18 protein-coding genes and 1 pseudogene are annotated in these 19,095 nt (G+C 69.5%); 9 read left to right on the top strand and 10 right to left on the bottom strand.

The genetic code is table 11. From position 1 onward, the window contains the following. Window positions 1-31: 31 nt before the first annotated feature. The 3 genes and pseudogenes from ACWCP0_RS00275 to ACWCP0_RS00265 all read right to left on the bottom strand — a co-directional run bounded on the left by ACWCP0_RS00275 (window position 32) and on the right by ACWCP0_RS00265 (window position 2,814). Complete coding sequence (locus ACWCP0_RS00275; RefSeq protein ID WP_451077021.1) at window positions 32-946, bottom strand: hypothetical protein; 915 nt, start codon at window positions 944-946, stop codon at window positions 32-34. Between the two features lie 393 nt (window positions 947-1,339). Continuing rightward, a pseudogene (locus ACWCP0_RS00270) lies at window positions 1,340-1,812 on the bottom strand (phosphoenolpyruvate carboxykinase domain-containing protein); the annotation flags it as partial. 120 nt (window positions 1,813-1,932) lie between these two features. Then, window positions 1,933-2,814, bottom strand: coding sequence for a hypothetical protein (locus tag ACWCP0_RS00265; RefSeq protein WP_451076633.1), 882 nt, complete (start codon window positions 2,812-2,814; stop codon window positions 1,933-1,935). A 435-nt stretch (window positions 2,815-3,249) separates the two neighbouring features. Between ACWCP0_RS00265 and ACWCP0_RS00260 the strand changes: the two genes are divergently transcribed. Continuing rightward, entirely contained in the window at window positions 3,250-4,722 is a 1,473-nt protein-coding gene (locus ACWCP0_RS00260; RefSeq protein WP_451076632.1) for a DUF2079 domain-containing protein, read from the top strand. Between the two features lie 103 nt (window positions 4,723-4,825). Continuing rightward, window positions 4,826-5,941: a tetratricopeptide repeat-containing glycosyltransferase gene (locus tag ACWCP0_RS00255; RefSeq protein ID WP_451076631.1), complete on the top strand. Its 1,116-nt coding sequence runs from the start codon at window positions 4,826-4,828 to the stop codon at window positions 5,939-5,941. Between the two features lie 71 nt (window positions 5,942-6,012). Here ACWCP0_RS00255 and ACWCP0_RS00250 read toward each other — a convergent pair whose 3' ends face one another. Both ACWCP0_RS00250 and ACWCP0_RS00245 read right to left on the bottom strand, forming a co-directional pair. Further along, window positions 6,013-6,402, bottom strand: a complete 390-nt coding sequence (locus ACWCP0_RS00250; RefSeq protein ID WP_451076630.1) for an SCO4983 family protein — start codon at window positions 6,400-6,402, stop codon at window positions 6,013-6,015. 113 nt (window positions 6,403-6,515) lie between these two features. Further along, on the bottom strand, window positions 6,516-7,727 hold the full coding sequence (locus tag ACWCP0_RS00245; protein ID WP_451076629.1) for a pyridoxal phosphate-dependent aminotransferase: 1,212 nt from the start codon (window positions 7,725-7,727) through the stop codon (window positions 6,516-6,518). Between the two features lie 137 nt (window positions 7,728-7,864). On the opposite strand from ACWCP0_RS00245, the gene ACWCP0_RS00240 reads away from it, so the two are divergent. Next, window positions 7,865-8,497, top strand: coding sequence for an alpha-ketoglutarate-dependent dioxygenase AlkB (locus tag ACWCP0_RS00240; protein ID WP_451076628.1), 633 nt, complete (start codon window positions 7,865-7,867; stop codon window positions 8,495-8,497). Window positions 8,498-8,586: 89 nt separating this feature from the next. Next, a complete protein-coding gene (locus ACWCP0_RS00235) occupies window positions 8,587-8,886 on the top strand; it encodes a zinc ribbon domain-containing protein (RefSeq protein WP_451076627.1) in 300 nt (99 codons plus the stop codon). Between the two features lie 143 nt (window positions 8,887-9,029). Here ACWCP0_RS00235 and ACWCP0_RS00230 read toward each other — a convergent pair whose 3' ends face one another. The 4 genes from ACWCP0_RS00230 to ACWCP0_RS00215 all read right to left on the bottom strand — a co-directional run bounded on the left by ACWCP0_RS00230 (window position 9,030) and on the right by ACWCP0_RS00215 (window position 12,574). Continuing rightward, window positions 9,030-10,397, bottom strand: a complete 1,368-nt coding sequence (locus ACWCP0_RS00230) for a cytochrome P450 (RefSeq protein ID WP_451076626.1) — start codon at window positions 10,395-10,397, stop codon at window positions 9,030-9,032. A gap of 82 nt (window positions 10,398-10,479) precedes the next feature. Next, window positions 10,480-11,328 (bottom strand): hypothetical protein, encoded by an 849-nt coding sequence (locus ACWCP0_RS00225; RefSeq protein ID WP_451076625.1) that lies wholly within the window; start codon window positions 11,326-11,328, stop codon window positions 10,480-10,482. 185 nt (window positions 11,329-11,513) lie between these two features. Further along, window positions 11,514-11,783: a DUF397 domain-containing protein gene (locus ACWCP0_RS00220; protein WP_451076624.1), complete on the bottom strand. Its 270-nt coding sequence runs from the start codon at window positions 11,781-11,783 to the stop codon at window positions 11,514-11,516. Beyond that, complete coding sequence (locus ACWCP0_RS00215; RefSeq protein ID WP_451076623.1) at window positions 11,780-12,574, bottom strand: helix-turn-helix domain-containing protein; 795 nt, start codon at window positions 12,572-12,574, stop codon at window positions 11,780-11,782. The genes ACWCP0_RS00220 and ACWCP0_RS00215 overlap by 4 nt, the downstream gene beginning before the upstream one ends. A gap of 94 nt (window positions 12,575-12,668) precedes the next feature. Here ACWCP0_RS00215 and ACWCP0_RS00210 point away from each other — a divergent pair, with 94 nt between their 5' ends. From ACWCP0_RS00210 to ACWCP0_RS00200, 3 genes are all read left to right on the top strand, one after another. Continuing rightward, window positions 12,669-13,130 (top strand): ATP-binding protein, encoded by a 462-nt coding sequence (locus ACWCP0_RS00210; RefSeq protein ID WP_451076622.1) that lies wholly within the window; start codon window positions 12,669-12,671, stop codon window positions 13,128-13,130. A gap of 270 nt (window positions 13,131-13,400) precedes the next feature. Further along, window positions 13,401-13,730, top strand: coding sequence for an ATP-binding protein (locus ACWCP0_RS00205; RefSeq protein WP_451076621.1), 330 nt, complete (start codon window positions 13,401-13,403; stop codon window positions 13,728-13,730). Between the two features lie 696 nt (window positions 13,731-14,426). Continuing rightward, window positions 14,427-15,026, top strand: a complete 600-nt coding sequence (locus tag ACWCP0_RS00200) for a hypothetical protein (protein WP_451076620.1) — start codon at window positions 14,427-14,429, stop codon at window positions 15,024-15,026. A 656-nt stretch (window positions 15,027-15,682) separates the two neighbouring features. Here ACWCP0_RS00200 and ACWCP0_RS00195 read toward each other — a convergent pair. Continuing rightward, window positions 15,683-16,288, bottom strand: a complete 606-nt coding sequence (locus tag ACWCP0_RS00195; protein ID WP_451076990.1) for a hypothetical protein — start codon at window positions 16,286-16,288, stop codon at window positions 15,683-15,685. Between the two features lie 905 nt (window positions 16,289-17,193). On the opposite strand from ACWCP0_RS00195, the gene ACWCP0_RS00190 reads away from it, so the two are divergent. Further along, complete coding sequence (locus ACWCP0_RS00190; RefSeq protein WP_451076619.1) at window positions 17,194-18,105, top strand: penicillin-insensitive murein endopeptidase; 912 nt, start codon at window positions 17,194-17,196, stop codon at window positions 18,103-18,105. Between the two features lie 34 nt (window positions 18,106-18,139). Then, window positions 18,140-19,060 (top strand): peptidoglycan-binding domain-containing protein, encoded by a 921-nt coding sequence (locus ACWCP0_RS00185; protein ID WP_451076618.1) that lies wholly within the window; start codon window positions 18,140-18,142, stop codon window positions 19,058-19,060. Window positions 19,061-19,095: the final 35 nt, after the last annotated feature.

Raw genomic sequence — 19,095 nt, 5'->3', positions numbered from 1 at the left:
CGCTCTGGAAACCCTGCCCCGTCTTCAGGCTCTAGGGGTTCGGGGGGAGGAACCCGTCGCCGACGAAGGGACCGCAGTCCAAGTCATCCGCCGGAGTCGCGCCTGGATCGCACGTCGCGACGTAGCCTCGACCGGACGTGTCCAGCGCCTTGATGTAGACGACGTCGTTGTCGATGATGTTGGCGAGGCCGAGGTCGAGGTCATCGCCCAAGCGCACCTCCTCATGGGTCACGGCGAGGGTGCAGAGGGGGGCGGTTACGGCCGTTTGGTCGATCGCCTCGCTGGAGCCGAGGTCGGGGTCGCCCGGCTCCGATTGCTTGGCCCACGCCTGCCCGTCGAAGAGAACGCCTTCAAACTGCCACGAGGCGATGATGGGGGTGGTCCCAACCGTCAACCCGGTCGAGGTGACAGCGTCCCACTCGATGCACGACGGCCCGCTGGGTCCGGTCGGTCCTTGCGGTCCGGTCGGTCCTAGCGGTCCGGTGGGTCCTAGCGGTCCGGTCGGTCCGGCGGGTCCGGTCGGACCCGTGGCGCCCTCGCCGGCAGGGCCCGTGGGTCCGGCGGGTCCGGTCGGACCCGTGGCGCCCTCGCCGGCCGGTCCGGTGGGGCCGGTGGCTCCCGTGTCTCCCGTGTCTCCCTTGGGTCCGGTCGGTCCGGTCGGACCGGTCGGGCCGACCTTCTTCTTCTTGTCCTTGTCGTCGTCGTCGCAGTCGTCGCTCAGCATGGTGAGTCGGCGACCGTCGGGGCCGTCCTCGGCCTCGTAGCACGAGTTGGCCGCTGACGTGCCTGCCGAGCCCCCGGGCGCGCCCGCGGGGCCGGCCGCCACCGCAGGAACGGTGAAGCCCAGCATCACGAGGGCCAGCGACGCCAACGCGCTGCGGGCGACCAGCTTGCCCCGCTGCGGAAGCGGGCCGAGGCCGGAAGGGGTCCTGTGCTCAGGACTCATGTATTGCTCCTTGGAACCGAGTGGGGTGATTGCTCCGGGAGGACCTGCTGACCTCCCCCTGGCATAGTTCGCCCGCCCGGACCGGGGCCTTACGCGACACACGGAACGATCAACACATTGGCCCAGCGCGAGCAGCCCGTTGGTATGACACGCGGCCGAGCCGGTCGCAGGAGGAGGCCGATCGGCGCGAAAAGACAGATGATCTCTTGAATCCACTGGCGTCCGGGCGGGATGTGCCGCCATTCGGAGGATTCCGACCACACAGGGGTTGGCTCGGAGCCAAGCCCCGGGCCTTGCCGGCATCTTGAGGGCCTCGGACAGCCCGAGGCAGCGCTGATCGCCGTGTGCGTGGTGCCCCCGACCCTCTGGGCCCGCCAGGCCCTGGGCATGCTCGCCGACCTTGATCCAGTGGGCCATGTAGTCGCCCATGTTGTAGCCGCAGAACGGCAGCATCGCGAACGGGTCGCGGCGCAGTTCGCCGACCTTGCCCTCGGCGGCGGCGGTCTGCTCGGAGGCGACGTTCGCGCCGAGGAAGACGCCGTGCTGCCAGTCGAAGGACTCGGTCACCAGCGGGACGGCGGAGGCGCGGCGGCCGCCGAAGAGGATCGCCGAGATCGGCACGCCCTTCGGTCCTCCCACTCCGGCGCGGCGATCGGGCACGGGCCGGCCGGGACGGTGAAGCGGGCGTTGGGGTGGGCCGCCGGGCTGTATCCATCTTCTGTCTGGGCGGACTCCGGTGTGCAGTCGTTGCCCTTCCACTCGATGAGGTGCTCGGGCAGCTCCTCGCTCATGCCCTCCCACCAGACGTCGCCGTCGTCGGTCAGCGCGACGTTCGTGAAGACGGAGTTGCCCCACCGGCGGCGGAGACGTAGGTGTACTTGGTCCGGCTGCACGGCCAGGGCACCGTCCTCCTCGCCCTCGGCCAGCGGTGTGCGCCGTGCCCGAACGGTCAGGGCACGGCACACATCAGTGGGATCCCGACGAGGTCAGGACCGCGTGTGGCTCTTCGAGAGCCCCTTCTCGACGGCCCGCGTGCTGACGTCCGGCGTCAGCACGCTGTTCTGGGCAGTGAGGGGCGCGTACGGCGGCTGCGGATTAGCCGCTACCCATACCGTGGGGAGTTGTGTCGCGGGGTCGGTGCAGTCCAGTACCGACGGCTCGCCCTGATCGATCCGGCAGAAGAGCTCGGCGACGAATCCGTCTGTGCCGATCACCTCGAAGAGGACGTCGTTGTTGTGCTCCGTGACCGAGATGTCACAGGGGTTGTCCGGGTAGGCGCCTGCCTGGGTGAGTTCCTCCCAGTTGTACGGCGGCGCGACGTTGAAGTCCTGGGTAGCCCCGAAGGGGGTCCCGTCGGGGCCCAGCACGGCCTTGACCTGGAATTCGGCGTTGGTCCGGAAGGAGTCGATGGCGACGCACACGCCGTCGCCGGCAGGGCCCGTGGGTCCTACGGGTCCGGTGGGTCCTGCGGGTCCGGTCGGACCCGTGGCGCCTACACCGGCCGGTCCGGTGGGTCCGGTGGGTCCGCGGTCTCCCGTGTCTCCCTTGGGTCCGGTCGGACCGGTCGGACCGGTCGGACCGACCTTCTTCTTGTCCTTGTCCTTGTCCTTGTCCTTGCCGTCGTCGTCGCAGTCGTCGCTCAGCATGGTGAGGCGGTGACCGTCGGGGCCGTCCTCGACCTCGTAGCAGGGGTTGGCCGCTGACGTGCCTGCCGAGCCCCCGGGCGCGCCCGCGGGGCCGGCCGCCACCGCAGGAACGGTGAAGCCCAGCATCACGAGGGCCAGCGACGCCATCGCGCCGCGGGCGACCAGCTTGCCGCGCTGCGGAAGCGGGCCGAGGCCGGAAGGGGTCCTGTGCTCAGGACTCATGTATTGCTCCTTGGAACCGAGTGTGGTGATTGCTCCGGGAGGACCTGCTGACCTCCTCCTGGCATAGTTCGCCCACCCGGGCCGGGGCCTTGAGCGACACACGGAACGATCAACACATTGGCCCAGCGCGAGCAGCCCGTTGGTAGGACACGCGGCCGAGCCGCCCCGACCCCCCGCCCCGGCCGGTGCCCGGGTTGCCTCCCGCTCACCGCCGCAACGTGCCATGCCCGCCCCGGCGTCGGCCGGATCGGATGGCTCCGACCCAGGCCGACCAGCGCGAATAGGCAGATGATCTCTTGATGCCACCGGCGTCCGTGCGGAATGTGCCGCCATTCGGAGGATTCCGACCACACAGGGGCAGGCTCGGAGTCAAGCCCCCGCGCCTGCTGGCATCTTGAGGGCCTCGGACAGCCTCAGCTTCGGGAAGGCATGGTCATGCAGGCACCCCCCACCGCCACCACCGGCTCACTCCCAGCGCAGCAATCGGCCCTCAAGGAACGGCAGTCGGAGCAGCCTTCGCGTGCATCTCTCTCCGCAGTCCCGTGGTGGATCTGGGCCCTGGCGGGAGCGCTGTTCCTCGCGTACGCGGCATTGTCCGTCCGGCTCCATCACCAGTTCCGCACCCATGCCTTCGACCTGGCGATCTTCGAGCAGGTCGTCCGCTCCTACGCGGACGGGCATTTGCCGGTCTCCGAAGTGAAAGGCCCCGACTTTCCCGTTCTGGGAGATCACTTCCATCCGATTCTGGCTCTGGTGGCACCCCTGTACCAGCTGTGGTCCTCGCCGGAGACCTTGCTCGTGGTGCAGGCCGCGCTGATCGCCGGGAGCGTGGTGCCGCTGACGCTCTGGGCCCGCCGGGCGCTGGGTTCCGCGGCCGCCGCGGTCATCGGCGTCTGCTACGGCCTCTCATGGGGCATCGCGAGTGCCGTCGGCTCGGACTTCCACGAAGTGGCGTTCGCCGTCCCCCTGCTCGCATGCTCACTGGTCGCGTTGGGGACCGGCCGGTCGCGCGCCGCGGTGTATTGGGCGCTGCCGCTGGTGCTGGTGAAGGAGGACCTCGGGCTCACCGTGGCCGCGATCGGTCTGGTCATCGCCTGGCGGGGCGAGCGCAGGCTCGGGATCATCACCGCGGCGGCCGGCGTGGCCGGGACGCTGCTGGCGATGCTGGTGATCCTGCCGGCCTTCAACCCGAAGGGGACCTACGGCTATCTCTTCTGGCTGACGGGCCCGGAGGGCGGCGAGGCAGGTCTGGGCGCTCTGCTGTACAAGAGCACGATCGGTCTCATCACTCCCGAGCCGAAGGTCAGCACGCTGCTGTTCCTGCTGGCCCCGACCCTGTTCCTGGCCCTGCGGTCCCCGCTGCTGTGGATCGCGCTGCCGACGGTGCTGTGGCGCTTCGCGTCGGAGCTCTACACCCACTGGGGGACGAGCCTCCACCATTCGCTGGTGCTGATGCCGATCGTCTTCGCGGCATTCGTCGACGCCCTGGTCCGACGGCGTTCGAACGCCCGCAGCCTGCGCCGCTACCTCGCGGGTTCTGCTGCGATGACCGCCCTGATCCTTCCGCAGTTCCCGCTGTGGCAGCTGACCCAGCCGGCCACCTGGCGGACCGATCCGCGCGTCGCCGTCGCCCACCGTCTGATGGACCGCATTCCCGACGGTGCCACGGTCCAGGCGAACAACGAGCTCGTGCCTCAGCTCAGCAACCGTACGAGCGTCAGCCTCTACGGCTGGCCGGACAGCCGGCCCAACCCTGAGTGGATCATGGTGGACACCCGGGTGCCGCCGCATCTGCGATGGCCCCAGAACTACTTCAAGGAGCGGATCTCGCTGGAACGTGCCCTTAAGCAGGGGTATCGGCTCGTGGCCGAACAGCAGGGATTCGTCCTGCTCAACCGCAAGAAGTGACGGCTGATCCGCCCCTGTTCGGCTGAGTGTCCGGCCGCTCACTGCCAGATACCTTCGCGCATCGGTCATGTGCGCCTTTGCGCCCGAGAGTTGGATGGACCCCGTGAAACCAACGGTCTGCCTGAACATGATCGTCAAGGACGAGGCCCCGGTGATCCGGCGCTGTCTCGAGTCCGTGCGTCCGCTGATCGACACCTGGGTCATCGTGGACACGGGTTCCACGGACGGCACCCAGGACGTCATCCGCGACGTCTACGGCGATCTGCCCGGCACGCTGTACGAGCGGCCCTGGAAGGGATACGACGGGAGCCGCACCGAGGCGATCGACCTCGCCCGGGACAGCGCCGACTACCTGCTCTTCATCGACGCCGACGACCTCATGGAGGTCAGGTCCGGCTTCCGCATGCCGAAGCTGACCCACGACGCCTACCGGGTCGCGCTGCACGACGGGCCCATGATCCACTGGCGCCCAGCTCTGGTCTCGACCCGGCTGCCCTGGCGCTACGTAGGCGTTCTGCACGAGTACATCGACTGCGGGCGGAAGCACAGCCTGGGGACGCTCAAGGGTGCCAACATCCTCTCCGTCGGCGGCGGGGCACGCCAGAGGGGCGAAGGCCTGCGGAACAAGTACCTCCGCGACGCCGCGACCCTGGAGCAGGGCCTGATCAAGGAACCCGACAACACCCGCTACGTCTTCTACCTCGCCCAGAGCTGGCGCGACGCCGGAGAGCCCGAGAAGTCACTCGCCACCTACGACAGGCGGGCGGCCATGGGCGGCTGGGCCGAGGAGGTCTTCTGTTCCCATCTCTACGCCGCACGGCTCGCGGCGGACCTCGACCGGCCGGCCGCCGAGGTGTTGGACCGTTATCTCCGTGCACACGAAAGCCGCCCCACACGTGCCGAAGCCCTCGGTGACCTCGCGCGCCACTGCCGCCTCAACGGCCCGCGCTGGCCGCTCGCCTACCTGTTCGCGCGGCAGGCTGCCCGGATTCCCTATCCGGGCGACATCCTGTTCGTCGAGTTCGAGTGGTACGCATGGCGCGCACTCGACGAACTCGCGGTCGCTGCCTACTGGGTCGGGGAGTACGAGGAGTCGAGGCGCTGCTGCGAGCGTCTCCTCGAAGGCGGCAAGCTGCCGGACGACCAGCGCGAGCGCGTGACCAAGAACCTCGATTTCGCGCGGACCAAGCTGGGCGCGAAGGAACTCGTGAACGCCTGACCCGACCTCGGTGCGGGCCTCACTTGGTGGCACCCGGTCCGCCCACCTCCGCGGCCCGCGGACCGGGGCCGTCAGGGGGCGCCGACGAGCTGCGCGTCGCGCAGGGCGGCGGTGTGCGCGTCCATGCGCTCGGCGGAGAGGATCGCGGCGGCGGTGTCGGCGCGTGAGGCCGCGACGACGAGAGCGCGCCCGGCGAGCGCGAGGGCGCGGTGGTGCAGGACGACGGGGTCGGCGCCGGTCAGTCCGGCGTGTCGCGCAGGCGGGGTGCCGCGGAGCCGGGCGACCTGCTCGGCGATGCGGTCGGCCTCGGCGCCGAGCCCGAGCTCGTCGGTGACGGCGAGGAGTGCGGCGAGGTGGCCTGCGAGCTGGATGTCCAGCTCCTCCTCGCGGCTGCGGTGCGGGAAGTCGGAGGCAGCGTCGGTCACCGAGTGGACGGACTTCGAGCGGATCGGTTCGTACATGGTGGATGGCCTCCCTCGCACTGTCAGGAGACCATCCTACCTTGGATTGAGTCTAAAGTTGTGCGTGCTCGGGAAAAGGCGGTCCGCGCCGGGTCGAGGGGGCGTCGCAGTGGCTACGGCTGGCTGTACCCGTCCAGGAAGTTCCCGATCCGCGTCACCGCGTCCGCCAGGTCCTTCGCGTTCGGCAGTGTGACGATCCGGAAGTGATCGGGCTCGTGCCAGTTGAAGCCGGTCCCGTGCACGACCATGATCTTCTCGGCCCGCAGCAGGTCCAGCACCATCTGCCGGTCGTCCTTGATCTTGTAGACGTCCGGGTCGAGGCGCGGGAAGAGATACAGCGCCCCCTTCGGCTTCACACACGTCACGCCGGGGATCTGCGTCAGCAGGTCGTACGCCACGTCGCGCTGCTCCAGCAGCCGCCCGCCCGGCAGCACCAGGTCCTCGATCGACTGCCGGCCCTGGAGGGCCGCGGCGACCGCGTGCTGCGCCGGCATGTTCGCGCACAGGCGCATGTTCGCCAGGATCGTCAGGCCCTCGATGTACGAGGCCGCGTGGGCCTTCGGGCCGCAGACTGCGAGCCAGCCGCTGCGGTAGCCCGCCACCCGGTAGTTCTTGGACATCCCGTTGAAGGTGAGCACCAGCAGGTCGGGGGCGATCGAGGCGGTCGGGGTGTGCGTGGCCCCGTCGTAGAGGATCTTGTCGTAGATCTCGTCGGAGCAGACGACCAGCTGGTGGCGGCGCGCGATCTCCGTCAGGCCGCGCAGCATCTCGTCGTCGTACACCGCGCCCGTCGGATTGTTCGGGTTGATGATCACGATCGCCTTCGTCCGATCGGTGATCTTCCGCTCGATGTCCGCGAGGTCCGGCATCCAGTCGGCCTGCTCGTCGCACCGGTAGTGCACGGCCGTGCCGCCGGCCAGCGCCACCGACGCCGTCCACAGCGGATAGTCCGGCGCCGGTACGAGCACCTCGTCGCCGTCGTCGAGCAGCGCCTGCATCGACATCTGGATGAGCTCGGAGACGCCGTTGCCGAGGTAGATGTCCTCGACCGACAGCGGGATGCTCTTGGTCTCGTAATGGCTCATGATCGCGCGTCGCGCGCTGAGCAGGCCCTTCGCGTCGCCGTACCCGTGCGCGTCCGCGACGTTCCGCAGTATGTCCTCGAGGATCGCCGGGGGGCACTCGAACCCGAAGGCGGCGGGGTTCCCGGTGTTCAGCTTGAGGATGCGGTGACCTGCAGTCTCCAGGCGCATCGCCTCCTCGAGCACCGGTCCCCGGATCTCGTAACAGACGTTGGCGAGCTTGGTCGACTGGATCACCTGCATGACGTGAGCTTACGGGGGCCCGGGGCGACGTGCTTCGTGTTTTGGGCCACGTCGGCGTACACGGTTCGGTGAGGAGGGCGGCAGCGGCCCGGCGAGTGAATAGCTCATGTGTTCGGTTAATTGGTTACGCTGGTGACATGGCAGCGGTGCATCTGCAGGGTTCGCTCTTCGACCAGACCGACGAGATCCGCCTCGGTCCGCTGGAGGACGTCCGCCGTACCGTGCTCGGCGACGGCGCCTGGCTCGACGTACTGCCCGGCTGGCTCACCGGGGCCGACGCCCTGTTCGCGACGCTCGCCGAGACCGTCCCCTGGCGCGCGGAGCGGCGGCAGATGTACGAGCGCGAGGTCGACGTTCCCCGCCTGCTCGCGTACTACGGCGAGGGCGATCCCCTCCCGCACCCCGTCGTCGCCGAGGCCCGGGACGCGCTCTCCGCCGCCTACGCCACCGAGCTCGGCGAGCCCTTCACGACGGCCGGGCTGTGCTACTACCGGGACGGCCACGACAGCGTCGCCTGGCACGGCGACACCATCGGGCGCGGCTCGCGCGAGGACACGATGGTGGCGATCCTCTCCGTGGGCTCCCCGCGCGACCTGGTGCTACGGCCGCGACGCGGCGGCGGGGCGCCGGTCCGCAAGGCTCTCGGGCATGGCGACCTGGTCGTGATGGGCGGCTCCTGCCAGCGCACGTGGGAGCACGCCGTGCCGAAGACCGCGCGGGCGGTCGGGGCGCGGATCAGCATCCAGTTCCGCCCGCGTGGCGTGAACTAGGTCCTGCTGGGCGGCTCTGTGCCTAGGCGCCTGCGGCGATCTTTCTCCCCGCACCGACCCTTCCCGCTGCGTCGATTTGCGGCTCCGCCGTGTGGGGGGCTCCGCCCAGCCCCCGCCGGGGCTCCGCCCCGGACCCGGCCCCTACGCCCCGCGGGCGTGGGGCAACCCAGAGCGGCTGGGTTTTTAAACTGCCTCTCCGCGTACGGACGTACGTTTGCGAACACTGCGGACTCGTCATCGACCGGGACGAGAACGCAGTACTCAACCTCGCCGCTCTGGTGAAGCGGCACGTCGCCGGGAGTGGCCCGGAGACAGAAAACGGACGTGGAGCCGACCGTAAGACCCCGCCCCGCGGGGCAGGTGGCCGTGAAGCGTCCACCCCGCATTGATCCTCCCGGGATCGAATGAGACGGGGACCTTCGCCCGGCAACGGGTGAACCACTGAGATTCGCTGAAACTCAGTGAACGGTCTGGCTTGCCCACAGTTCGGGAAGGGGCGGGGAGAGGGCCTGCCGCAGGCGCCCTACCCCGCTCACTCGCTGAGCGGCCGCAGCCTGCAGCGTGCCGGCCCCGCGGCCCGCAGCGTGATGCCCGTGTCGACGGGGACGTCCACGTCCACCGCCCGGAGTTCGTACGCCCGCAGGATCATCGAGAGCGCGAGCACGGACTCCAGCATCGAGAAGTGCTGGCCGATGCACGCCCGCGGCCCGCCGCCGAAGGGGAACCACGCATACCGGGGGCGCTCCTTCTCCCGGTCGGGGGTGAAGCGGTCGGGGTCGAAGCGTTCCGGGGCGTCCCAGTACCGCGGATGACGGTGCGTCACCCATGGCGCCACGATGACATCCGCCCCGGCCGGGATCGTGTGGCCTTCGATCTCGGCGGCGGCGACGGCCCGGCGGCCGATGACCGGGCCCGCGGGATACAGCCGCATGGCCTCCTTCAGCACGCGCGTGAGGTAGGGGAGCGCGTCGAGGTCGTACGCCTCCGGGACCCGCCCGGAAAGGACGTGCACGGCCTCCGACCTCGCCCGTTCCTGCTGCTCGGGGTGGCGGGCCAGCAGATGCAGGGCGAACGCCAGCGACGTGGCCGTCGTCTCGTGCCCGGCGAGCAGGAAGATCAGTACCTGGTCACGGATCTCGGACGCGTCGAGGCTGCCGTCCTCGGCACTCCCGGCCTGCGCGAGCAGGGTCAGCAGGTCGTCGCCCTGGGCCGCGTCGCCCTCGGCGCGCCGCCGCTCGATGATCCGGTCGCACACCGCGTACATCTCGGCGGTCGCGGCGGCGGCTCTGCGGTTGGCCGGAGTCGGCCAGTGGCGGGGCGGATTGGCCGGCGAGTATCCGCGCCGGAGCGTGTAGTTCCCGATCACCGGGAAGCAGCGCTCCACGACGGGAACGGCCGCCTCGACGTCCGTTCCGAACAGGATGCGCGCCACGGCGCGCAGCGTCAGCCCGGTCATCTCGTCGACGACGTCGACCGTGGCGTCCGGCGCGGTACGCCAGTTGGCGAGCAGTGCGGTGGTCTCGTCGGTGACAGCAGCGGCGTACCCGTCGACCCGGCGGCGGGTGAAGAGCGGCTGTACGAGCCGTCGCTGCCGGAGGTAGTCCTCGTCCTGGCTGGTCAGCAGGCCGTTGCCGAAGGACTCCCGGACCTCCTGGTAGAAGGCGTTGTCCTTGCGGAAGTTGGCCGACTCGGTCGCCAGCACCTGCTGCGCACCCTCCGCGGAGAACACCGCGTACAGCTCCGCGCGCAGCCCGGGCGGGCCGGCCGTGAAGCGGACGACGTCACCGTGCGCGCGCTGCGCGTTCAGAAACGTACCTAGCGAGTCCCGCTTGAGATCGAACATCGAGCCGAGCAACGGCAGGCCAGCAGGTCCGGGAATCTCCGTGCCGGTGGCTGTCATGACTCCCCCTGAGTCGGCGACGGGTGTGACAGGTGGTCGATGCCGATTGTGCCCGGCGGGCGCTGATCGCGCGCCTGCTCGGTCAGATCCGCACGGGAGAAATCCCGGTACCGGTCCGGTACCGGAACTGCGAGAGCTCACCCCTGAGCGCCGCCACCCTGCGCCGCACCTCCTCCGGCTCTATCGGTACCCGGCAGCCGTCGCACACCCCGTCGGGCAGCTTCTCCGGGGTGCCAGGCACGCCGCACTCCGTGCACTCGACGAGCGTGCGGCGCTGCGGTCGTACGGGAGCGGGCGGCGGCATCTTGTCGATCAGTCGACGGCGGGCGAAGGCGCCGGGGGAGTGGACCTGCTCCGGCAGGCCGGAGGTGAGGGCGTGGACCACCTGGTCCGGGGTTGCTCCATGTGCGAACCACTGTGCGGCGAGCGCTTCGAGCGCGCCGCACTCGGCGGCGGACAGCGTCATACGGGGGTCGGTGCGGCCGACGCGGGCGAGCGTGTCGTACGCCTGCGAGGGCGGTTCGGGGGTCGCCTCTTCGGGTGGTACGTCACCGCGCACGAACCGCGCCCACCAGGCACTGTCGCGGGCGGTGCGGGTGAAGTACGTACGGAACACCCACTGCGACAGCCCCTCCCCGAGCGGCTCGCGCACGCGCCGCAGATGCCCGGCCGCCGCCAGCGCGTTGAGCGCCTTGGTCACGGCCTGCTGACCGTAGCGCGGCAGCTCGCGGGCGAGTGTCTTGATGTCGATCGCGGCGCCCTCGGGGAGCCGGTCGATGTACGCGGCGACCTCCGCCTCGCGGGCGGGGAGATGGTCGAAGTCGCCCTTGCCGCGGGGCGTTTGGCCGGGGACGGTGCGCTTGCCGTAGCCCGGCTTGGCCATGGGGTGTGCGGGCGTGGGCAGGGCAGGGCTATTGTTTTCAGCAGCCACGAGATCGGCCTCTTCGATCTTGAAGGTCAGACCCCGGCGGGTGTTCCAGCACCCGGTCGGGGTCGTTTGTTGTTGCGAACGCTAGAGGGTCGCGACAGCCCGTGGCAAGCCGGTCACGAAAAGTCATCTCCCGTGGTGCGGGAGCCACTTGGGAGGGTGGGTGGGTTGGACCCACCACCCATTCCTTACATAAGGCGCTCGGCTCCCGAATCCCGGATCTCGGCCACGAAGGCGGTCCAGGCGGGGTCGGCGACGGCGAAGCGGGGGCTGGTGGCTCCGTCGCCGAGCTTGGAGTCGCGGACGTGGACGGTGTGGGGGGAGGTCGCGACTTCGATGCAGGCGCCGCCCTGGCTGTCGCTGTACGTGGACTTGCGCCATTCGAGGGCAACTTCGATGCAGGCGCCGCCCTCGCTGTCGCTGTAGGTGGACTTGAACCACGTGAGTCGGTCGCTCATAGCTCCTCCGCCACTTGCTTGATGAAGTCCGCCGAATCCTCGACGCTGAGGGCCTGCATGCGGATCATGCCATGAGCCTGCGTCAGTGCACTTACTCGGTCGGGGACCGAGTGGAGGGCGCTCGTCTCCGGTGCCTCGACGTAGGCGTACCGCTCGTGATCGCCGGTCTCGACCAGGATCATTGAGCCGTTGAGAGCCAGGCCGTTGCATCTCCCCAGGGGCAGCACCTGGATCGACACGTTACGCAGCTTGCCGAGTTCCAGCATGCGTTGCAGCTGGACCTTCATAGCCTTGGGGCCACCCACGTTCGTCCGTAGCGACACCTCGTGCACCACAAAGTTGAACATGGTGCTGGGCTTGCGCGTGAGCGCGTCCTGTCGCTGCATGCGCGCGCTCACCCGCTCCTCCACCGTCTCGTCGTCCAGCGGTGGACAGCTCTCGCCGATGAGAGCGCGCGCGTACTCCTCGGTCTGGAGCAACCCCGGAATCAGCAGCGGCTCGTACCAGTGCAGCGCGATCGCCTCCGCCTCGATCGCCATGTACTCCTGCGACCGCGCCGGAAACGGCTCCGGCTTCAGAAACTCCTGTGCCGCCACCAGCTTCCCCTGCGCCCCGCACATCTGATCCGCGATCTGGAGCAGCCGTGCCGTGGGTCTGCGGCGTCCCTGCTCCATGGACTTGACGGACTCGTACTCGTAGTTCGCTTCCTTGCCGAGCTGCTCCCGGGTGATCCCGGCCTCCGTCCGCCACAGCTTGATCTGGTTGCCGCAGTAGCGCCACGCCTCGCTCACGGGCCCGCCTCCCCGGGACGTACTGGGTACAACCACCCTGCGTACCCACGTCGTTACTTCATGAGGCTATAGCCGCGCCAGCAGCGTATGCGCCATGAATCAGCACATCGTGTGGCGGCTGCCCCGCCACCCCCGCAGCGCGGGCCGCGCCCGCGCGTTCCTGGCCGAGCAGGCGAAGGAATGGAAGCTCCCGGACGACACGACCGACACGGCCGTGCTGCTCGTCAGCGAGCTGGTCGCCAACGCCTGCCGCCACGCCCCGGTCCCGCCGGGGCGTGAAGTCTGGACACGGTGTGAGCTGCGGGACGGAACCCTCCGCGTCGAGGTGTCCGACGCGAGCGATGTGCTCCCGCTCCCGCGCGAGGCCGCACCCGACGACGAGTCGGGCCGCGGTCTCGCGCTCGTGGCCGCGCTTGCCGACGCGTGGGGTGCGCATCCCCGGGCGTGCGGGTTCGGGAAGACGGTGTGGTTCGAGATGTCGGTCGTGCCCGGAGCTCGGCTTGGTCTTCGACCACCGAGGCCGTCTGCTGCGTCTCAGAGCGGGCCCTGGGGATGACGCGGAGTGTCCCTGAACGTGCCGCCTGCCGGTACCAGCACGCCCGTCTCGTACGCGATCACCACCGCGTGCGTGCGGTTGAAGCCGTTCACGTAGGTGTGCTCGACCAGTGCGCCCTTTGCCGTCTGGACATGCCGTCGCCGCCCACGTCGTGGACCTTGTTGCGCTGGATGCGCAGACCGGTGATCGCCTCCCAGCTGGTGCCGGGGCCGTTCGGGTGCTCGGCCCTGCGGCCCAGGTGGAGGAGGTGCCGATACCGGTGCGGTCGACGTGGCGCACGGTCGAGTCCTCGATCTCCTCAGCGAACTCGTCGCCAACGCCTTCCGCCATGCCCGGGTCCCGCCGGGGCGTGAAGTCTGGACGCGATGCGAGCTGCGGGACGAAGCCCTCCGCGTCGAGGTGTCCGACGCGAGCGATGTGCTCCCGCGCCCGCGCAAGGCCGCACCCGACGACGAGTCGGGCCGCGGTCTCGCCCTGGTGTCCACGCTTGCCGACAACTGGGGAGCGCATCCCCGGGCGTGCGGAATCGGCAAGAAGGTCTGGTTCGAGGTGTCGGCTGCGAAAGGGCCGTACGAGCTGACGCTGCCCCTCTCCGGTTGAACCGGTCACGGGAGGCGCGAGTCCCGGTCGGGCGTGGCCGAGGAGTTCCTTGATCACGAAGGGTCGACGCCTTGCTCCAGGAGCAGGGTGTCGCTTCAGTGGCCACGAGGCAGAAACGAAGGCAGACACCAGCTCTTTCCGGCGCGATGTCGTCTACCGGGCTTTGCGAAACGGCGCTCACGCCGCCGAAGAGCAACCAGCGCACCTCTCGGCAGCCGCTTGGCATACGGCCAAGCGGACGTGACCTCACCCGACCGGGCAGTCGCCCCTCTCCCCGGCTCAATGACACCCGTTTCGCGTATGCACGCCGGGCGCCGCCCACCCAGGCCGCAGCCCCACAGGCGGTGGGACATCCACGGTACGAGGGGGCCGCCGGTGCCCCGCCGAGCACGACCCGTAGGGCAAAAGCTCGCAGATCAGAAGGCTGTGACGCCGCATTGGCGCTGTTGCGGTGGCGACCGGCGGACACCCGACTCGTGGACGAGACCAGTGCCCCCAGCTCCTGCGGTTGCCCGTCCCCGGCCGTGTCTCCGGCCGGCCTTCGCCGTCACTCGAAGAGCCCAGGATGTCGCTCGGGTGCCAGGCTCCGCAGTGGTGCGGAGTCGCGATCCGACGGACGGTGATCACGTCGCCACTGCGATCCGAAGAGCCGACGACGTGTCAGCCAGCGCAGTTGCGTCGAAAGGAAGACGTCTCATGCGTGCTGCTCGCACCCTGTTCGCCTCCGCCACCGTCGCGGGGCTCCTCGCCCTTACTGCACCCGTCGCGAATGCGATAGCCGCCCCGAATGCGATATCCGCGGCTGAGCACCGGACGCACGTCGCATCCAGCAGCTACGACGACGACGAGGACGCTCGCGACAAGCGTCGCGATGAGGACGACGAGGAGGAGGCTCGCGACAAGCGTCGCGATGAGGAGGAAGAGGAGGAGGCTCGCGACAAGCGTCGTGAAGAGGAGGAAGAGGAGGAGGCTCGCGAGCAGCGTCGCGATGAGGAGGAAGAGGAGGAGGCCCGCGAGCAGCGTCGCGATGAGGAGGAAGAGGAGGAGGCTCGCGAGCAGCGTCGCGATGAGGAGGAAGAGGAGGAGGCCCGCGACAAGCGTCGCGATGAGGAGGACGAGGAGGAGGCCCGCGACAAGCGTCGTGAAAAGGACGACGACGCAGAGGTGGCCCGCGACAAGGGGGACAAGGGGGAGTGGGGCAAGAAGCGGAAGGCCACGGACGTGAACGGGCCGAAGGCAGTCAAGAACATTCCGGGCTGCTACTTCTTCAAGGACGAGGTCTACTGCCCCCAGTAGGGCACAAGACAGTCATCCAGCGTGCTGGGCGGCGATCTGGTGAGCGATGAAGGCCGATGATCGCTGTGGGCGGTCGGCCGGGGAGGCGCTCCGCTCTCTTCGCCCGGCCGGAGCCGCGGGCGCCGTGCGCTGATGTCGTCGAGGGACTTCTGGCAGACCTGGGCCGCAAGAACGGCAGGGCGCCGGCCGAGCGGGCCGGGCATGCCACTCCGCGCCCACCGGATCCAGAAGTCCCTCGGCGGGCTGCTGCCCCTGCCCGGGGCCGCGTCACTGCCGCGCAGGCAGGACACACAAGGCGTGGAGCCGCCTCTCGAGTGCGCGGGGTTTGCCACCGGGAGGAGGGGTCGTCCTTCGCTCACCCGAACGGGAACACCTGGCCCAGGGCGCACGGAGCCCGGCCGCCGGGAGGGAAGCGAACACGGGCGGCCGGGCGGTATGGGTGGTGTGCTGCGAGGCAGGGGCCGGAAGCAAGGGGCCGAAGGGCTAACGGTCCTGGTCCGCGCCCACGTTCGGCGGGGTCGGGATCGGGTTTCCGAAGTAGTCGCGGGTGATCCCGTCGGCGACCGGGACGCCCGCGCCGAGTGCCGGGGAGCCCGGGCGCAGGCGGACGTCGCGTGGGGCGGAGGGGGAGGCGTTGGCGAACAGCGGGTCGGCGGTCAGGCCGGATGCGTCGCGGGGCTGGGACGTGCGCCAGTACAGGTTGTTCTCGTAGACGCACCGGTGTCGTTGATCGGGGAACCGCCCGTCGCGCCGACAAAGATGTTGTTGCGGAAGGTCACGCCCGTCGGGCCGTTGTCGGATACGAGGGGCGTGTTCGGCTCGTCGGTGACGATCGTGTTGCCGTGGACCTGCGTGTCCGTGGTCGGTGCGCAGACGACCGAGATCACGCCGTAGGGGGCCATCGTGTTGCGGTCGTTGACGCTGATGTTGTGGCGGACGCGGTTGCCGTTCGTCGTCATCCCGGCGCCGTTGCAGACCAACAGGAAGCCGCCCTCGTTGTCGTGGCTGTAGTTGTACTGGTAGACGTTGCGGTTGTTGCCTCCATCGATGTCGTACGCCATCGAGTCGAGGGTGCCGTGGCCGCCGGCCACCTCGTTGTACTGGTGGAACACGGCGTCCGAGTTCGACGCCCAGATACCGGCGTTGTAGCCGGCCGAACGCATGTTGAAGCCGTTCACGTAGTTGTGCTCGACCCGCGCGCCCTTCGCCGTCTGTACGACGATGCCGTCGCCGCCCACGTCGTGGACCTTGTTGCGCTGGATCCGCAGACCAGTGATCGCCTCCCAGCCGGTGCCGGTGCCGGGGCCGTTCGGGTGCTCGGTCCTGCGGCCCCGGACTCGTCGCTGCCCCGCAGACAGCCCACGTAATACGTGGTGCCGGTCGTGGGGCCGGGCTTTGCGTGGGCGGAAGCGGCCACCGGGAGGAGAGCGGTCACGCCACCGCCGCCGCGAGCGCGGTCACGGCGGCCTTTGCCGCGGATCAGGGAAATCGCCATGCGTCGGAAGCCAGCCGGGCCGCCGACGCCCGGGCCATGGACGGACGTACCCGGCACTCGGATCTCGTTTCGGCCCTCCCGCAACAGCTGCCGCACCGTCCCAATGCGTCCCCGCATCTCCTCGGCGCCCTGAGACACGAGCACGGTCACGCCATGTCACGCCGTACATCGAGGGAGAGTTCGTCCCATGGCTGTCCCGACTGCGCCGTAGGACAGGTGAATCCCGCCATGACGCGACCAGGATTCGGCCTGGACCGGCATCCCTGATCCTCGCCCGTTCGGCCGTGAACCGTCCGTCGCACACAAGGAGTTGCGCTGTGCGTCGCATCCGCACGACCACACGGACCGCAGGCGTCCTCGCGCCGAAGGGGAACCGTTGCGCATCGGCCGCCGGACGGCCTTTCAGGCGTCACACCGGGAAGAGATCCTCGGGCTGCAGCGGACACTGCTCCCGCGCATCCGTGAGTTGGAGCGGCGTCACGGATTACGTTTCGCCCGGCCGGTTCCGTGAAAGCAATTCACGCCGGGTGGCGTCTCGGCGCCGCCGCACCACCCGTCCGACCCGATGTCCGCCACGAGGTCCACGAGGTCCACGACCACGAGGTCCACCACGAGAGGGCTCGCATCATGCTCCGATCATCCGGCCTGCGACAGCAGGGCGCTCGGATTGTCATGTTCCTTTCCATAGTCATGGCGCTGCTGGTCCAAGGCGGCGCGCCCGCCCAGGCGTTCGCCGGCGCCGCCTTCCCCACGCAGAGCTCGGGCAACCGCGGCAGCGATGTCGTCGCCATCCAGCATCTGCTGGGCGCACACGGCCGCACGGTGTCCACCGACGGCGTCTTCGGCTCGGGCACGGCCGCCGCCGTCAAGTCGTTCCAGAGCTCCAAGGGCCTTGCCGCGGACGGTTTCGTCGGCCCTGCCACCTGGGGCAAGCTCGTCGTCACCGTACGCCAGGGCGACAACGGACCCGCGGTGAAGGCCGTCCAGTACCTGCTCAACGCCAAGCGTTCCGCGGGACTCACCGTGGACGGTGACTTCGGGCCCGCCACCGCCACGGCGGTGAGGAACTTCCAGAGCCACGCCGGCATCTCCGCGGACGGCGTCGTCGGCCCCGACACCTGGCGCAACCTCGTCTGGCATTACGAGCTCATCAACTTCGCCGCCAACATGTGCGACCAGAACCCGGACGGCAACGCCTCCGCGAACTGGGCCACCGCGGCTGCCGCCGCGCAGCTCGAAGCCGCCACCTCCTCCTTCGCCTCGACCGGCAACGGCAGGGTGCCGATGGGCGACGCAAGCTGGGAGCACGGCGGCGACATCCCGGGGCACGCCAGCCACGAGGTCGGCCTCGACATCGACATCTGGCCGGTCCGCACCGACTCGGGCCAGTGCACGGCGGGCCGGATCACCTGGCAGTCGGCCACCTACGACCGCGCCGCGACGCGTCAGCTCGTCCAGGCGATCCGCGCCGCCGCACCCGGACACATCGACCTGATCTTCTTCAACGACCCCACGCTCATCTCCGAGGGCCTCACCACGCAGTACCCGAACCACGACAACCACCTGCACATCCGCTACCGCTGACCCTGTCCCGTTCCCCACGCCGTGAAGGAGAGTCATGCGCAGACGTTTCCCGATGCTGATCGCCGCGGTCCTCGCCGCGATGGTCGCCGTACTGCTCGGACCGAACACCGCATCGGCCGCCACCTGGCCCGTCGTCGCCAACGGTGACAGCGGACCGCAGGTGACCACCATCCAGCATCTGCTCACCCACCGCGGGTACGCCACCACCGCCGACGGACAGTTCGGACCCGCCACCGAGGCCAAGGTCGTGTCCTTCCAGAGCGCCAACGGCCTCAGCCCCGACGGCTCGGTCGGCCCGCTGACCTGGCCCAAGCTGGTCGTCACGGTCCAGAACGGCAGCTCGGGCAGCGCTGCCAAGGCCGCTCAGACCCAGCTGAACCGGTACGGCTACGGGCTCGCCGTCGACGGGGCCTTCGGGCCCGCGTCGACCAACGCGGCCAAGGACTTCCAGGCCAAGCACGGCCTCACCGCCGACGGCATCGTCGGCCCGAACACCTGGAACGCCCTGGTCGGCGGCTCCGGCGGCGGCGGAGGTGGCAGCACCCGCGCCCAGCTCGCAGCGTCCATCGACGCCAACGCCAAGATCTCGCTCCTGACCTACCACGTCAGTGGAATCGTCGACAACGACTCCACGGCCCAGGCCAACATCACCGACACCAAGAACGGCACCACCGCCGAGACCAGCAACTACAGCGACGTCGGCGAGCGCGAGGTCTGGCTCTCGACGGCCATGCTCAACGGCATGCTCAAGCTGGCCACCGAGCGGGGCTACACCTTCCTGATCACCGAGATCGCCGGCGGTGACCACTCGACCAACTCCAACCACTACAGGGGCATCGCGTTCGACGCGGACAACATGTCCGTCAGCAACGGCACGTTCGTCAGCGCCTGCCGGGCGTACGGAGCCACCGAGGCCATCGACGAGGGCAACCACGTCCACTGCGCCTGGGAGTAGTGAGGCCCGCGGCCGACCGGGGCCGGTTCCTTCGG

This window comes from Streptomyces sp. NPDC001970, assembly GCF_053594115.1.
The sequence above is the reverse complement of the archived record's forward strand: the minus strand, read 5'-3'. Positions and strand labels throughout refer to the sequence as shown.